Origin of the sequence: Mycobacterium hippophais, from assembly GCF_027529605.1 — a bacterium.
Lineage (GTDB): Bacteria > Actinomycetota > Actinomycetes > Mycobacteriales > Mycobacteriaceae > Mycobacterium > Mycobacterium arseniciresistens.
Genome location: NZ_JAPZPY010000001.1, coordinates 108,449 through 122,243, shown reverse-complemented (window position 1 = coordinate 122,243; position 13,795 = coordinate 108,449). Strand labels below are relative to the sequence as shown.

The 13,795-nt window shown below is 64.1% G+C and carries 12 protein-coding genes; all 12 read left to right on the top strand.

Features of this window, described 5'->3' with window-relative positions; genetic code table 11:
* Positions 1-122 precede the first annotated feature (122 nt).
* The 12 genes from O6P37_RS00585 (at position 123) to O6P37_RS00530 (ending at position 13,665) form a co-directional block, all read left to right on the top strand.
* Complete coding sequence (locus O6P37_RS00585) at positions 123-1,142, top strand: TIGR03617 family F420-dependent LLM class oxidoreductase (protein ID WP_269892260.1); 1,020 nt, start codon at positions 123-125, stop codon at positions 1,140-1,142.
* Between the two features lie 2 nt (positions 1,143-1,144).
* Positions 1,145-1,972, top strand: a complete 828-nt coding sequence (locus O6P37_RS00580; protein WP_269892259.1) for an enoyl-CoA hydratase-related protein — start codon at positions 1,145-1,147, stop codon at positions 1,970-1,972.
* A gap of 15 nt (positions 1,973-1,987) precedes the next feature.
* Entirely contained in the window at positions 1,988-3,160 is a 1,173-nt protein-coding gene (locus O6P37_RS00575; RefSeq protein ID WP_269892258.1) for an amidohydrolase family protein, read from the top strand.
* A gap of 38 nt (positions 3,161-3,198) precedes the next feature.
* Positions 3,199-3,999, top strand: a complete 801-nt coding sequence (locus tag O6P37_RS00570; protein ID WP_408633105.1) for an enoyl-CoA hydratase-related protein — start codon at positions 3,199-3,201, stop codon at positions 3,997-3,999.
* 128 nt (positions 4,000-4,127) lie between these two features.
* Positions 4,128-4,856, top strand: a complete 729-nt coding sequence (locus tag O6P37_RS00565; protein WP_269892256.1) for an amidohydrolase family protein — start codon at positions 4,128-4,130, stop codon at positions 4,854-4,856.
* Between the two features lie 61 nt (positions 4,857-4,917).
* Positions 4,918-5,736, top strand: coding sequence for an LLM class flavin-dependent oxidoreductase (locus O6P37_RS00560; RefSeq protein WP_269892255.1), 819 nt, complete (start codon positions 4,918-4,920; stop codon positions 5,734-5,736).
* Entirely contained in the window at positions 5,733-7,313 is a 1,581-nt protein-coding gene (locus O6P37_RS00555) for a class I adenylate-forming enzyme family protein (protein WP_269892254.1), read from the top strand. Before O6P37_RS00560 ends, O6P37_RS00555 begins: the two co-directional genes overlap by 4 nt.
* A complete protein-coding gene (locus tag O6P37_RS00550) occupies positions 7,310-8,866 on the top strand; it encodes a class I adenylate-forming enzyme family protein (RefSeq protein WP_269892253.1) in 1,557 nt (518 codons plus the stop codon). The genes O6P37_RS00555 and O6P37_RS00550 overlap by 4 nt, the downstream gene beginning before the upstream one ends.
* Positions 8,867-8,872: 6 nt before the next feature.
* A complete protein-coding gene (locus tag O6P37_RS00545; RefSeq protein ID WP_269892252.1) occupies positions 8,873-9,928 on the top strand; it encodes an acyl-CoA dehydrogenase family protein in 1,056 nt (351 codons plus the stop codon).
* 32 nt (positions 9,929-9,960) lie between these two features.
* Positions 9,961-11,163 carry an acyl-CoA dehydrogenase family protein gene (locus O6P37_RS00540; RefSeq protein WP_269892251.1) on the top strand — a complete coding sequence of 401 codons (1,203 nt, stop codon included), beginning with the start codon at positions 9,961-9,963 and terminating at the stop codon, positions 11,161-11,163.
* A 7-nt stretch (positions 11,164-11,170) separates the two neighbouring features.
* Positions 11,171-12,382 carry an MCE family protein gene (locus tag O6P37_RS00535; RefSeq protein ID WP_269892250.1) on the top strand — a complete coding sequence of 404 codons (1,212 nt, stop codon included), beginning with the start codon at positions 11,171-11,173 and terminating at the stop codon, positions 12,380-12,382.
* Positions 12,383-12,429: 47 nt separating this feature from the next.
* Positions 12,430-13,665, top strand: a complete 1,236-nt coding sequence (locus tag O6P37_RS00530; RefSeq protein WP_269892249.1) for a cytochrome P450 — start codon at positions 12,430-12,432, stop codon at positions 13,663-13,665.
* The last annotated feature ends 130 nt before the right edge of the window (positions 13,666-13,795 follow it).

Genomic DNA, 13,795 nt, shown 5'->3' with positions numbered 1-13,795 from the left:
CCTTCGTGCTGCGACGCCTCTTCGACAAGTTATCAAGAAAATAGATTTTGCACTGCAGGTTGCATTTTGTCCGAGAACGACCATATTCTCAGCAGGTACGCGTCAAGGGAGTGAGGAAACAGGTGAAGGTTGACGGTGGCCTGCAGTTGGACTTCGATCGACATGGATCGGTGGCCGACAGCGCCCGAGCCGCCGCGGCAGTCGGTTACGACCGCCTGTTTGCCGCGGAAACCTCCCACGACCCATTCCTCGCACTCGCCTTGGCCGCCGGCGCTGCTGACATCGAGCTTGGGACCAACATCGCCGTTGCGTTCGCCCGAAATCCGATGACCGTCGCGATGACCGCCAACGACCTACAACAGCTGACCGGCGGCCGGTTCATTCTGGGCCTGGGCTCGCAGATCAAGGCCCACATCACTCGCAGATTCTCGATGCCGTGGTCGCATCCAGCAGCACGGATGCGCGAGTTCATTCTTGCGCTGCAGGCCATCTGGGAGAGCTGGAACCAGCGCACGCGACTCGAGTTCGAAGGCGAATTCTATCGCCACACGTTGTCGGCGCCACTATTCGATCCAGGCCCCAACCGCTTCGGCCCACCACGCGTCTTCCTGGCCGCAGTCGGGCCAATGATGACCGAGACGGCCGGTGAAGTCGCCGACGGGGTGATCTGCCACAGCTTCACCAGTGCGTCCTACCTATCTGAGGTGACACTGCCCGCACTGCACAAGGGCAAGGCCACCGCCGGCCGCACCGACGACATCGAGGTATGCCTGCCGGTCTTCCTCGCCACGGGGCCCGCCGGTGCGGATCTGACCCCCGAGATCGACAAACTCAAGAAGCAATTGGCGTTCTACGCCTCGACGCCGGCATACCGGGGCGTGCTCGAGCACCATGGTTGGGAAGAAGTCCACACCGAAGCCCACCGAATGTCCCGCGCACATCGCTGGGATGACATGGCCGCACTGATCGACGACGGAATGGCCAACACCCTCGGCGTCGTCGCGGATGCCGCAACCCTGGCCGAGGAGCTGCTAACTCGATTCGGCGGACTGGTCACCGGTCTGCGACTGAACGTGCCGTACCAGGACGCACCTGAGGTCTGGGCGCCAGTGATCGCACAGCTACAAGAACCGACGCGATGACGTTGACGTGCTTCGACGTCCGCTTCGAGGGGGAAGTCGCCCATCTGCGGCTCAACCGGCCCGAACAGCGCAACTCGTTGATCCCATCGTTCTGGGCCGAGCTGCGCACCCTGGTCCAGGACATCGACCGCAACGCCCGGGCCCGAGTCATTGTCATCTCGTCCACCGGCAAGCATTTCTGCGCAGGGCTGGACCTCGGGGTGTTCGACACCGGGATGTTCCGCGCCGGCGGCGAAGGTGATGAGCCCGGTCGCAAACGCGCTCTGCTCTACGAGGGCATCCGTTCGCTTCCGGAGACGTTTCTGGCGTTACAGCGGGCGCGGGTTCCGGTGATCACCGCCATTCAGGGCGGCTGTATCGGTGCCGCGGTGTCACTCGCGGCGGCCTCCGACCTGCGTTACGCCACGCGCGATGCGTTCTTCCTTCTCCAGGAAATCAACATCGCGATCACCCCTGATGTCGGGCAACTGCACTGGCTGTCGAAGGTGATGCCCGACGGGCTGGTCCGCGAAATGGCATTCCGCGGTGCGCGGTTGGCGGCCGAGCGAGCCGAGCAGGTGGGTTTCGTCAATGAGGTCTTCGATGACCACGAGACGATGATCGCCGCGGTATCCGAGATCGCGTCGGAGGTCGCCGCGAAGAGCCCACTGCCCATGTGGGGGAGCAAGCACGTCATCAACCACGCTCGGGAGCATTCGGTCGAGGATGGCATCGACCTGGTCGCCCTATGGCAATCCGGGATGTATCACCCCGACGACACCAAGGAATCTCTGCGTGCCCGGCAAGAGGGCCGCACCGCAATTTACGAGAACCTCAGACCCGCACCCTGATTCGAGGAGACATTCATGACTGACACCCGGCCGATCGACATCGACAACCACTACTACGAGCCGTTGGACGCCTGTACCCGACATCTGGATCCGGCCTTCGCCACGCGTGGCGTGCAGATCATGCAGAAGGGAAGACGTCTGGCGGTGGTGATCGGGGAGAAGGTCAGCCACTTCGTTCCCAACCCGACGTTCGACCCCGTCACCAAACCAGGTTGCCTTGATCTGTACTTCCGGGGCCAGATCCCCGAAGGGCAGAGCCGGAAGACCCTGCTTCAAGTGGAGCCGCTGCAACCCGAGTACCGTGACCGCGACGCTCGCATCGCCCGTCTGGACGAGCAGGGGCTCGCCGCCGCCGTGATGCTGCCGACTCTCGGTGTCGGACTGGAACAAGCACTCTGCGAAGATATTCCGGCCACGGTCGCACAACTGCATGCATTCAATCGCTGGCTCGAGGATGACTGGGGCTACGCCTATCAGAACCGCATCTACGCCGTCCCGATGATCAGCTTGGCCGACCCCGAGGCCGCCATCGCCGAAGTGGAGCGCGTCCTTGCCCTGGGTGCACGCATGGTGCACGTGCGCCCCGCCCCAGTACCCGTCCCGCCGGGTGAGGGACGCTCGCTGGGGCATCCCGCCCACGATCCGGTGTGGGCACGGCTGGCCGAGGCCAGAGTCCCCGTGGCCTTCCACCTCGGCGACAGCGGCTATCACCAGATGGCGGCAATGTGGGGTGGGTCGGCCACCCTCGAGGCGTTCGGTCGCACAAACGTACTCGCCAAAGTCGTGGTGGGCGACCGGGCTATTCACGATGCCATGGCCAGCATGGTGATCGACGGTGTCTTCACCCGCCATCCTGCGCTGCGCGTTGCCAGCATCGAAAACGGTGCCGGCTGGGTCAAGCCGCTGTTGAAGATCATGAAGAAGTATGCCAATCAGAGCCCAGAGGGCTTCAGCGGAGACCCGATCGAGGCGTTCACCGAGCACGTGTTCGTTGCGCCCTACTACGAAGACGACATCGAGGAACTCGTCAATCTGATCGGCGCCGAGCGGGTGCTCTTCGGATCGGACTGGCCGCATGCCGAGGGTCTCGCCGACCCACTGCAGTTCGAGAAGGAAATCTCGTATCTCGATGCCACTACGCGGCAGAAGATCATGCGCACCAACGCCGCTGAACTGCTCGGCTTGTGACCAAGACGGACGCCCAACTCTGGGCGGTTGACGGTGGCATCGACTGTGTGGTCGCCGATGGTGTCGCGACGGTGACGCTCAATCGCCCCCCGGGCAACGGCTGGACACCCGCGCTGGGCGAAGAGTTCTTCGCGGCCCTCGACCGGCTCGCGGTCGACCCACAGGTGCGGGTGCTGGTCGTCACCGGCGCCGGGCCGGACTTCTGTGTGGGCGCCGACGGCGGCAGCCTGGACAACGTGGCCGACAACGGGTCCTACACCATCAAGAAGACCCGGCCGGTCTACTGGAAGGCGATGACAATCGGCAAGCCGGTCATCGCCGCGGTGAACGGAGCCTGCTTCGGCGTCGGCATGCAGCTGGCGTTGCTGTGTGACATCCGCTTCGCTGCGACCTCTACCAAGTTCGCCACGGCGTTCGTGCGGCGCGGCCTGGTCGCCGAACTCGGTATGACCTGGGTGCTGCCGAGGCTCGTGGGTGTCGGAATCGCCAACGACCTACTGCTGTCGGGGCGGCTGGTGCGCTCGGCCGAAGCAGCCGAGCTGGGACTGGTCAATCGTGTCGTCGCCGATGCCGACCTACTTTCTGCTGCCACGGCATACGCCACGGATCTGGCGGCCAAATGCTCGCCTGCGGCGATGGCAATGGTCAAGCAGCAGACCTACACAGATCTGAGCTCGACACTGCCGGGGTCGGTGGCCCGCAGCGATGCCTACATGCAAGCCGCACTTGCCTCCGCGGACTTCGCCGAAGGGGTGCGCAGCTGGCGTGAGAAACGTCCACCCGAGTTTCCTGGCCTCGATCCGGCGCTCAGCGTGTTCGACCTGCCCGGCGACTCATGACCCGCCCTGGCGACGTCCGACCGATCGATACCCTGATCGGATTCAGGTCCGTGTCGAACATCCCCAAGATCGCGGCGCTACGGCCAGACAGCCACCGTGACAACACCATCGGTTACATGTTCAAAGACATGCCGAACAACGCTGGCATGGAGCTGACCCCTGAGCGCTCGGTGGAGGAGACCGTGGCCCAGATGGACCAGTTCGGCATCGACATCGGCCTGGTCAACCTGGACAATCCCGCAACCAAAATCGCACTCAAGACCCACCCGGACCGGTTCGCGGCATCGCTGGGAGTGGACCCCAACGACGTAATGGGCTCCGTGCGCGCCATTCGATCCGCGGTCGAGGAATTCGGGATACGGGCGGTCACGATGTTTCCCTCCGGAGTGTCCCCGCAGGTCCCCATCGACGACCGCCGGGCGTATCCGATCTACGCGGCGTGCGTTGAACTGCAGCTGCCGGTCTTCGTCGCCGTCGGCGTGCCCGGACCGCGGATCCCACTGGCCGCACAGAAGGTCGAACTCATCGACCAGGTCTGCTACGACTTCCCGGACCTGGTCTTCGTCATGCGCCACGGTGGCGAGCCGTGGGTGGAGCTGGCCGTCAAGCTCATGCTGAAGTGGCCCAATCTCTACTACTCGACCACGGCCTTCGCCCCTAGACACTATCCAGCCGCGATCGTCGACTACGCCAACACGAGAGGGGCAGACAAGATCGTCTACGGCGGGTATTTCCCGTTCGGTATCGAGCTGAGCCGTACATTCGCCGAACTGAACAATGTCCCTTTCAAGGACGAGGTGTGGCCGAAGTTCCTGCGACACAATGCCGCGGCCATTCTGGGGTACAGGACGTCGTGAGGTGACCGAACCGTCCTCGTTGCCGGGTGGGATCGGTGTGTGGGCCGGGTTTCTCGACCGGATGCCCGCGGCCGACGCCGTGGCAGCCGTTCGTGACATCGAATACGCCGGCCTGCGGACAATATGGGTGCAGGACTACAGCGGTGTGGATCCCTTTGTGCGCGCCACCCTCTACCTACAGGCCACCACCAATCTTGTCGTCGCGCTGGGAGTCGCCAACGTACACGCACGGTCCGCGCGGACGATGGCCGCGGCGGCGGCAACGCTGCATGAGGCATTCCCCGGCCGCTTCCTGCTCGGCCTGGGTGTCAGCCATACACATCTGATCGACGACCCCACGGCCGCTACGGCACCGCCACTGCAGACGATGCACAACTACCTCGAAGCAATGGCCTCCGCTGGCCGCCAACAATCACCGCCCTACTTCCTGGGGGCGCTGGGTCCCCGAATGTCCGCCCTGGCGGCGGAGCGCACCCACGGGCTGCACAGCTATCTCTGTCCGGTGCGGCACACCGCGGTAACCCGCGCACTCGTTGGCGCGACGACGTGGATCGCCTCGACGCAACTGGTCTCGATGGAGGCCGACGCGCTGGAGGCCGACAGCAGGGTGCGCGAATACCTGGCGGTATGTACATCGATGCCCAACTACGGGCGCAATCTACGCAGGTGCGGCTTCACCGACCACGACATCGATACCGTCAGCGCCGACCTGGTCAACGCACTGGTGGTGGCCGACGAACCCGCGGCGTTGCATGCCCGTCTCGATGAACACCGCAAAGCCGGCGCCGACCATGTGGTGATCCAATTCGTGCCACCGCCGCGACCGGCGACCGTACTCGCCCGCCTCTGCGCGGGTCTCGCCCCGGTGCCGACCCGATGACCAAGCAATCAGCCGAAGCCATAGTGGCAGCAGGGGGAGCGCCGCTTCTGGAGATCAGCGTCGGAGATCAGTTGCGCAGGCAGGCATCAGCGCACGCTGAGCGACCAGCACTGACCTGGGCGCGCGACGGAGATCCCGGCCTAATAGTGACACTGACCTACCACCGGCTGCTGCTGGCAGCCGAGGCGACCGCCGCCCGCATCCTGCAAATGGCCAGTCACGGCGACCGAGTTGCGGTCTGGACCGCGAACAGTCCCCAGGCGGTGATCGTCGAGTATGCGTCGGCCCTGGCCGGCACGGTGCTGGCGCCATTCAACCCGGCCTGGACCGATGAGGAGACCGAACACGCGCTGTCATTGGTGGCACCGCGAATACTATTTGTCGCCAGTGATGTTCGAGGTACTGACCTCCGCGGGCGGGCGCGCAATCTGGCGGATGCCCACGCCTGTGCGGTGATCGACATGGCCGACGTGCCGACGGAGCCGAGCGGACCAGCAGAGTTCGATGCGCCCGAGGTAGCAGCCGCTGACGCGTTCTTAATCCAGTTCACTTCTGGGACCACCGGCCGGGCCAAGGGCGCCACACTGAGCCACCGTGCCGCACTCAACGCCGGACACATCCGGGCCTGCACGGTCGGCGCCGATGCCAGCGACGTTTGGCTCAACCCGATTCCCCTCTGCCACGTGGGTGGCTCGGTGGTGATCTTGCTTGCCGCCATGGCCACCGGCGGCAATTACGTCGTCATGCCGCGCTTCGATCCGGTCGGCCAGTACGCGATGATGCGCGCCACCGGAGCGACCCGCACCGGCGGTGTGCCGACGATGTTCCATGCACTATTGAACACCCCCGGTGGCGAGGAACTGCTCGGGCGGGTCCGGTCGATCGGACTGGGGGGCACCAACGTCCCCCCGTCACTAGTAGCGCGATTACAGGAACTCGGGGCGACCGTATCGGCTGCATTCGCCCAGTCAGAGTGCCCGATGATCACCCAGTCCGATCCGGCCGGCGACGCCGCCCATGTGTGCACCACAGCCGGAGTCGTCGTGCCGCACACCGAACTTCGCATACTGGACCGTTACGGAACCGTGCTCGGGAGTGGCGAAGTCGGCGAAGTCTGTGTGCGCTCACCGCTGGTCATGGACGGCTATTGGCAGATGCCCGAGGCCACCGCCGAGGTCATCGACGCGGAGGGCTTACTGCATACCGGAGACCTCGGCAGTCTCGACGCCGCCGGGGTGCTGCGCATCCATGGCCGGGTCAGGGAGGTCATCATCCGCGGCGGTGAGAACGTCTACCCCAGCGAAGTGGAGAACGTCTTGCACAAGCATCCGGGCGTAGACGCTGTAGCGGTACTCGGCGTACCAGATCAACGATGGGGTCAAGAGGTTGCCGCGGTAGTCAAAACGGCGACAACACCACCACCGAGCGTGACGGACCTCATCGAACACGCACGGCGCAGCGTCTCGCACTTCAAGGTGCCCCGGCACTGGAGGTTCGTCGACGACATGCCTTTGACCTCCTCGGGCAAGATCCGCAAGAACGACCTGTCAGCACTGTTCGCGGGGCACGATTCATGACCCGGATAGTCACCACCAGGCCACCAGACGGGCCAACCGCGTCACGGTTCTACCGCGAGGGATACTGGCGGCCAGCACTTCCCGCCGGTGATCGACTGTCCCACATATCGGCGGGGGGGACCCGAACCGCGTTGGTGGACAACAATCTGCACTGGACGTACCAGGATCTGAGCGGCGCGGTGCGTACCTCGGCACGCTCGATGAAAGCCGCTGGAGTCACCTCCGACGACGCGGTGCTCATCGTGGCGCCGCTGACCAACGCGGCAGCGGCCAGCTACCTGGCGACCCAACTCATCGGCAATGTTGCAGTCCTGCTGGACCGGCGCTGCGGAATGGCCGACGTCGATACGGCGTTCGCCGCGGCACCGAAAATCGCCTGGGCCACTCGCGCCGACGCTACGCGATTGCACTTGGATGCGCGCTGCCCGGTGCTCTACCTCGACAATGACGCCGAGTGCACCGACTCCGCTCCTGAGGACCTGGCTCACATCATCGATCCCGATGTCGCTTCGCTCGTGGTGTTCACCTCCGGCACGACGAGCTCGCCCAAGGGCGTCGTCCATACCCGCAACAGCCTGCGCTGTGGAGTTGCCAACATGACAGCGGCGATGAACGTCACCGGTGAGGACGGCTTCTTCTTGTCGAGTCCGTTGGCAAGTATCACTGGTGTGCTGCAACTTGAGACAGCGCTGGCCATTCACGCGGCGGTGATCCTCGAGGACCGGTTCGAGTCGTCTGCTTCCCTGGAGCGCCTTCGCCGAAACCGCGCCACCTTGCTGGGCGGGGCGCCGATCATTTGCGATGAACTGTTCGCGGAATGTCAACGCCAAAACATCGACCAACTCTCTCTGCGCTGTATAGCTCTGGGCGGCAGTATGATCACACAACCCGTACTCGCTAACGCACGCCGGTTCGGCATCGAGCCGGTGCGGGTTTACGGCTCCTCGGAGGCGCCTTTCTCCACTGCGACGCAGCTGGGGTCCGGTGCTGCGCTGGAGGACGAAGGGACCGCGCTGCCCGGCGTGGAGGTCGCTGTCGGTGACTCCGACGAGCTGTTGATTCGCGGACCCCATCAATTCCATGGCTACCTCGACACCGGCGACAACGATTCTGGGTTCTCCGGGCAGTGGGTACGCACGGGTGACCAGGCGGTCATCGACGATGCTCACCGGGTACGGATCAGTGGGCGACTCAAAGACGTCGCGATCCGCAAGGGCATGAAAGTCTCTCTGACTGAAATCGACGCGGCGGCCGCGGCACTCGGCGACTGCGCGGCATATGCCATCGCGGACCCGGCAACAGGGGAGCGGGCTGCGCTGGCCATATATCCACGGTCTCAGAGCACGTTGTCCTATTCGGCGGTCACACAACAGCTGTTGGAGTTCGGGCTGGCCAAATGGAAGCTGCCCGAACAGATCGTCATCTGGAACCGACCGCTGCCTCGCACTCCCAGCGGCAAGGTAGTGCGCCGCCAGCTCAGCTCAGCAGAACAGGACTGTCAAACGTTTTACGCACCGCGACTGACGCGGACCGCCCCCAGCGAGGAGGAATAGGCAAGCATGGATCGCTTCGAGATACGACGACAGGATTACAGCCTCTCAGACGATCACCGGGCATTGCAGGACTCCTACCGCCAGTTCCTGGCGGTAGCCTGTCCGATCGAGACGGTCCGCGCTGCAGAACCGACTGGGTTTGACAAGCATCTGTGGGAACGGTTGTGTGACAACGGTGCCACCACGATGGCACTGCCGGAGTCAGTCGGCGGCGACGGTGCGACCCTGGTCGACCTCACCCTGATCGCCGAAGAATTGGGCCGAGTTCTGGCGCCCGTACCGTGGATCGACCACGTGTGCACCGTCCGATTACTGGCACGGCTAGGGGCGCTGGAACCGAACTCCAGCTTGGTCGACGGGGCACAGATCGCCACGCTCGATCCCCACCTTGGAGTTCATCGCGGGCCCAGGCTCATCCCGAGCGGAGCAATCGCCGACCACGTAGTGCTGCGCGTGGACGAAGATGTCGTTCAATTGGCCTTTGACACCCATCCCAGGATGGTCGACAACATCGGCCGCCTACCGATGGCCTGGGTCGATCCGGAATCAGCCACCCACCGAGCCACCGTCGACCACGGCGCTCCGGCTATCGCGGAGTATCAACGTGCACTTGACGAATGGCGATTGCTGACAGCGGCGGCGTTGGTCGGGCTCGTCGAGCAAACCATGACTATCGCCGCCGAGTTCGCCAAGAGCCGCTACACCCTCGGGGTGCCGATCTCGACGTTGCAGGGCATTTCCCACCCGCTGGCCAACATGGCAATTGTCGTGCAGGGTGGCCGCAACCTCGCCCGTCGCGCCGCGTGGTTCATGGACAACGAACCCGATGAGCGGCCCGAATTGGCCTCGTCGGCGTTCTGGTTCATGGCCGAGGAAGCGGCCAAGGCAGCAACAATGGCCGTCCACGTCCAAGGCGGGCTCGGAGTATCGACCGAGGCGGCCGCCACCGCCTACCTGGTCCGCGCACGCGGGTGGCCGCTGGCCGGCGGAGATCCCGCTGCTACCGCGAAGCGTCTCGCCGACACCGTCGCAGCACGCGAGGGCGCGGTCGCCGCGCTCTAACCGAGGTCAACAACGAAAGGAACTGGACACACATGGACTTTTCGCGCGTCGACCTGGTCGACGAGGACCGAGCCTTCCTGGACAAGACCCGGAGCATGCTGAAGGACCTGGTCACCGAGGATGTGTTGCGCCGCGAGCGGGAGACCGGCGACGGCTTCGATGAAAAGGTGCACCTGGCCCTCGCGGAAGCGGGATACCTGGCTGCTGAATGGAATTCCGAAGACGAGGGTGGGTTTAGTGTCCTGCGTCGGCGGCTCTGGGAGTTGGAGAAGCGTCGGGCACATATGCCCTACATCACCTGGGGTACCACCAGGATGATCGCCCGCTCGGTCGATAAGTTCGGAAGCGCTGAACTCAAGAGCGAGGTGATGCCGGGCATCCTGACCGGCCACGTGCGGCTATGCCTGGGCTACACCGAACCCGAGGGCGGATCGGACATCGCGACCTGCAAGACCCGCGCGGTCCGCGAGGGCGATCAATGGGTGATCAATGGGTCCAAAATGTTCACCACCGGTGCACACAATTGTCAGTATGTCTTCCTGATCACCAATACCGATCCGGACGCGCCAAAACACAAGAGTCTGACCATGTTCCTCGTTCCGTTGAACACTCCGGGCATCGAGATCCAGGGAATCCGCACGGTCGATGGTGACCGCACCAACATCGTGTACTACAGCGACGTTCGCATCGACGACAAGTATCGTTTGGGTGCGGTCAACAGTGGCTGGACGGTGGTACGCGAACCGTTGGACGCTGAACACGGCAAGGTCGAGGCCGACAACAACGGACTCGCCGACATCGCTGTCATGTCTGCGCAGGCGATGTGGATGGCTGAGTCGGTCGACCGGATCGCGGCGATCACCACCGATGTCGAACCAGGCGGTACCCGCCTCATCGACGATGACTCGGTCAAGTATCGACTAGGTCGCAGCGTGGCTCGGTTGGAGGCTGCGCTCTCGACGCCCAACATCTACGGCCGCGTGGCCATTTCTCAGGCGATGCGCGACATTGCCCCCGACCTCATGGATCTGCTCGGTGCCCGATCCGCCCTACCCAAAGACGCAGACGGAAGCGCCGATGACGGCGGTGCCGAGTATCTGTATCGATTCGCGCCGCTTCTCGGAATTTACGGTGGAACCCTTGAGGTGTTCCGCAACATGATCGCCGAATACGCCCTCGGCTTGGGCCGACCGGCCTACGCCCGTCCCGCGGCCAAGCCGAACCCGTCGGGTTAGGGGGAACATGGCGCGAACAACCACCGGCGGCCGGACCTACTCTGCCCTGGCCGGACTGTGCACCATCGTGGTGTTCGGGGTCATCATCGCCCTGGCGATCGGCCTGTTCCGTGGCAGTTTCACCAGCACGGTGCCGGTGACGGTGATCGCCGACCGCGCAGGCCTGGTGATGAACCCCGAGGCCCGGGTGAAGATGCGCGGCGTCGAGGTCGGGCAGGTGTCGTCGATCGAGGAACGCGCCGACGGCAAGGCCGTGCTGCACCTGGCGATGAATCCCGACCAGCTGGAATGGATTCCGTCGAATGTCCTCGTCGACATCGCCTCCACCACGGTGTTCGGCGCCAAGTTCGTGGAGCTGGTGCCGCCGCCCGATCCGGAGCCGACGCGGCTGGCGGCCGGTCAGGTCATCGAGAACCGGCACGTCACCGTCGAGGTGAACACGGTGTTCCAGCAACTGGTGAACGTGCTGGACAAGGTCGACCCTGCGAAGCTCAACGAGACGCTGGGGGCGATCTCGTCGGCGTTCAACGGACGCGGCGAGCAGTTCGGCAAGACCCTCGTCGATTTCAACGCGCTGCTCGCCGAGCTCGAGCCGAGTCTGCCGAACCTGTCGCGCGACATGGAGGCCCTGGTGCCGACGTTGACCGCGTATGCCGATGCGACGCCGGATCTGCTGTCGACGATTCAGAGCACCACCTCGGTGAGCAACTCGATCGTCGACCAGCAGCAGAACCTCGACGCGTTCCTTATCAGCAGCATCGGTCTGGCCGACCTCGGAAACGAGGTGATCGGCGGCAACCAGCAGGCGCTGACCGACCTGGTGCACGAGCTGGTGCCGACAACGGAACTGCTCAACAAGTACCGCGAGTCGATCTGGTGCGGCATCGGCGGGCTGATCCCGTTCGCGAAGTCCCCGCCGCAGTATTCGGGCATCTTCGTCAGCGCCGGCATCACCCTCGGTGTGGAGCGCTACCGCTACCCCGGTGACCTGCCGAAGGTCGCGGCGTCCAGCGGCGGCGCCGACTTCTGCAAGGAACTCGGTCTGCCCGAGCAGCCGGCTGAGTTCCGGACGCCGTTCGTCGTCGGCGACGTCGGCGCCGACCCCAACAAGTACGGCAACGCGGGCATCCTGCTGAACTCCGAAGGACTCAAGAACTGGCTATACGGGCCACTCGACGGTCCGCCGCGCAACAGTTCACAGATCGGAATGCCGGGATGACGCCTGCGCCCGGCCTCGGCCAAACCGGCCCGAACGAAAGGACGTCAATGCTGACCCGCACCACCGATGACGCCGGCCGGGTGCTGGCCGATCCGTCGGCCTATCAAGACGAGAACCGACTGCACGCCGCGCTTGAGCAACTACGCACGCACGCCCCGGTGCATTGGGTGAATGCCCCCGACTATCAACCGTTTTGGGCGATCACACGGCACGCCGACATCATGACGGTGGAGCGCGCAAACGACGTGTTCACGAACAGCCCGCGTCCAGTCCTGGTCACCCGGGAAGGCGACGTGCAGCAGGCGGCGATCGGGGTGAAGACGCTCATCCACATGGACGACCCCGAGCACCGCAAAGTACGAGCGATCGGTACGGACTGGTTCCGCCCGAGGGCGATGCGCGCGCTAAAGGTTCGCGTTGACGAACTCGCGAAGATCCATGTCGACAAGATGGCCCGTGGAAGCGGCGCCGGCGACTTCGTTCAAGATGTCGCCGTCAACTACCCGCTCTTCGTGATCATGTCGCTTCTCGGCATACCCGAGGCGGACTTTCCGATGATGCTCAAGCTGACCCAAGAACTCTTCGGATCCGACGACGACGAACTGCAGCGCGGTCAGACACTGGAGGACTCGCTGCCTGCGCTGATGGAGATGTTCGAATACTTCACGACCCTCACTGCTTCACGACGGGCGAATCCGACCGAAGACCTCGCATCGGCGATCGCCAATGCACGCATCGATGGTGAGTTGCTGTCCGACATCGACGCCGTTTCCTACTACTTGATCATCGCCACCGCGGGCCACGACACCACCAGCGCCACGATATCGGGCGGACTGCGAGCACTGATCGACAATCCCGACCAGCTGCGGTTGCTGCGCGCTGACATGGCGTTGCTGCCATCAGCGGTCGAGGAGATGATCCGCTGGGTGACACCGGTCAAGTCGTTCATGCGAACAGCCGCGCGAGACTGCAAGATCGGTGAGGCGCAGATCGGCGCGGGTGATGCGCTGCTGTTGTCCTACGTCTCAGGCAATCGTGACGCCGACGTATTCGACAAGCCGTTCGAGTTTGATGTCGCTCGAGCCCCCAACAAACACATCGCATTCGGCCACGGAGTTCACTTCTGCCTCGGCGCGGCCCTGGCCCGCATGGAACTCACCAGTTTCTTCGCTGAACTGCTGCCGCGCATCAAGCACCTTGAGCTCGCTGGCCGACCTGAGTTGACCGCGACCACCTTCGTCGGAGGTCTCAAGCACCTGCCGATCCGGTATTCCCTGACATGAGCAGTTCGTCGGCAGATTCACCCGCAGGATCTGCACCCACACCACCAAGTGTGCGGTGCCAGAACCCCGAAGGCCCGGCCGCAGAATCGTTTTCACGATCAATGCTGATATCAGCTCTTGCCGGGGAGGC

Bases quoted from the DNA above. Each gene is read 5' to 3' on its own strand.
- O6P37_RS00575 (WP_269892258.1), top strand. From the start codon at position 1,988: ATGACTGACACCCGGCCGATCGACATCGACAACCACTACTACGAGCCG.
- O6P37_RS00565 (WP_269892256.1), top strand. From the start codon at position 4,128: ATGCCGAACAACGCTGGCATGGAGCTGACCCCTGAGCGCTCGGTGGAG.
- O6P37_RS00560 (WP_269892255.1), top strand. From the start codon at position 4,918: ATGCCCGCGGCCGACGCCGTGGCAGCCGTTCGTGACATCGAATACGCC.
- O6P37_RS00555 (WP_269892254.1), top strand. From the start codon at position 5,733: ATGACCAAGCAATCAGCCGAAGCCATAGTGGCAGCAGGGGGAGCGCCG.
- O6P37_RS00550 (WP_269892253.1), top strand. From the start codon at position 7,310: ATGACCCGGATAGTCACCACCAGGCCACCAGACGGGCCAACCGCGTCA.
- O6P37_RS00545 (WP_269892252.1), top strand. From the start codon at position 8,873: ATGGATCGCTTCGAGATACGACGACAGGATTACAGCCTCTCAGACGAT.
- O6P37_RS00540 (WP_269892251.1), top strand. From the start codon at position 9,961: ATGGACTTTTCGCGCGTCGACCTGGTCGACGAGGACCGAGCCTTCCTG.
- O6P37_RS00535 (WP_269892250.1), top strand. From the start codon at position 11,171: ATGGCGCGAACAACCACCGGCGGCCGGACCTACTCTGCCCTGGCCGGA.
- O6P37_RS00530 (WP_269892249.1), top strand. From the start codon at position 12,430: ATGCTGACCCGCACCACCGATGACGCCGGCCGGGTGCTGGCCGATCCG.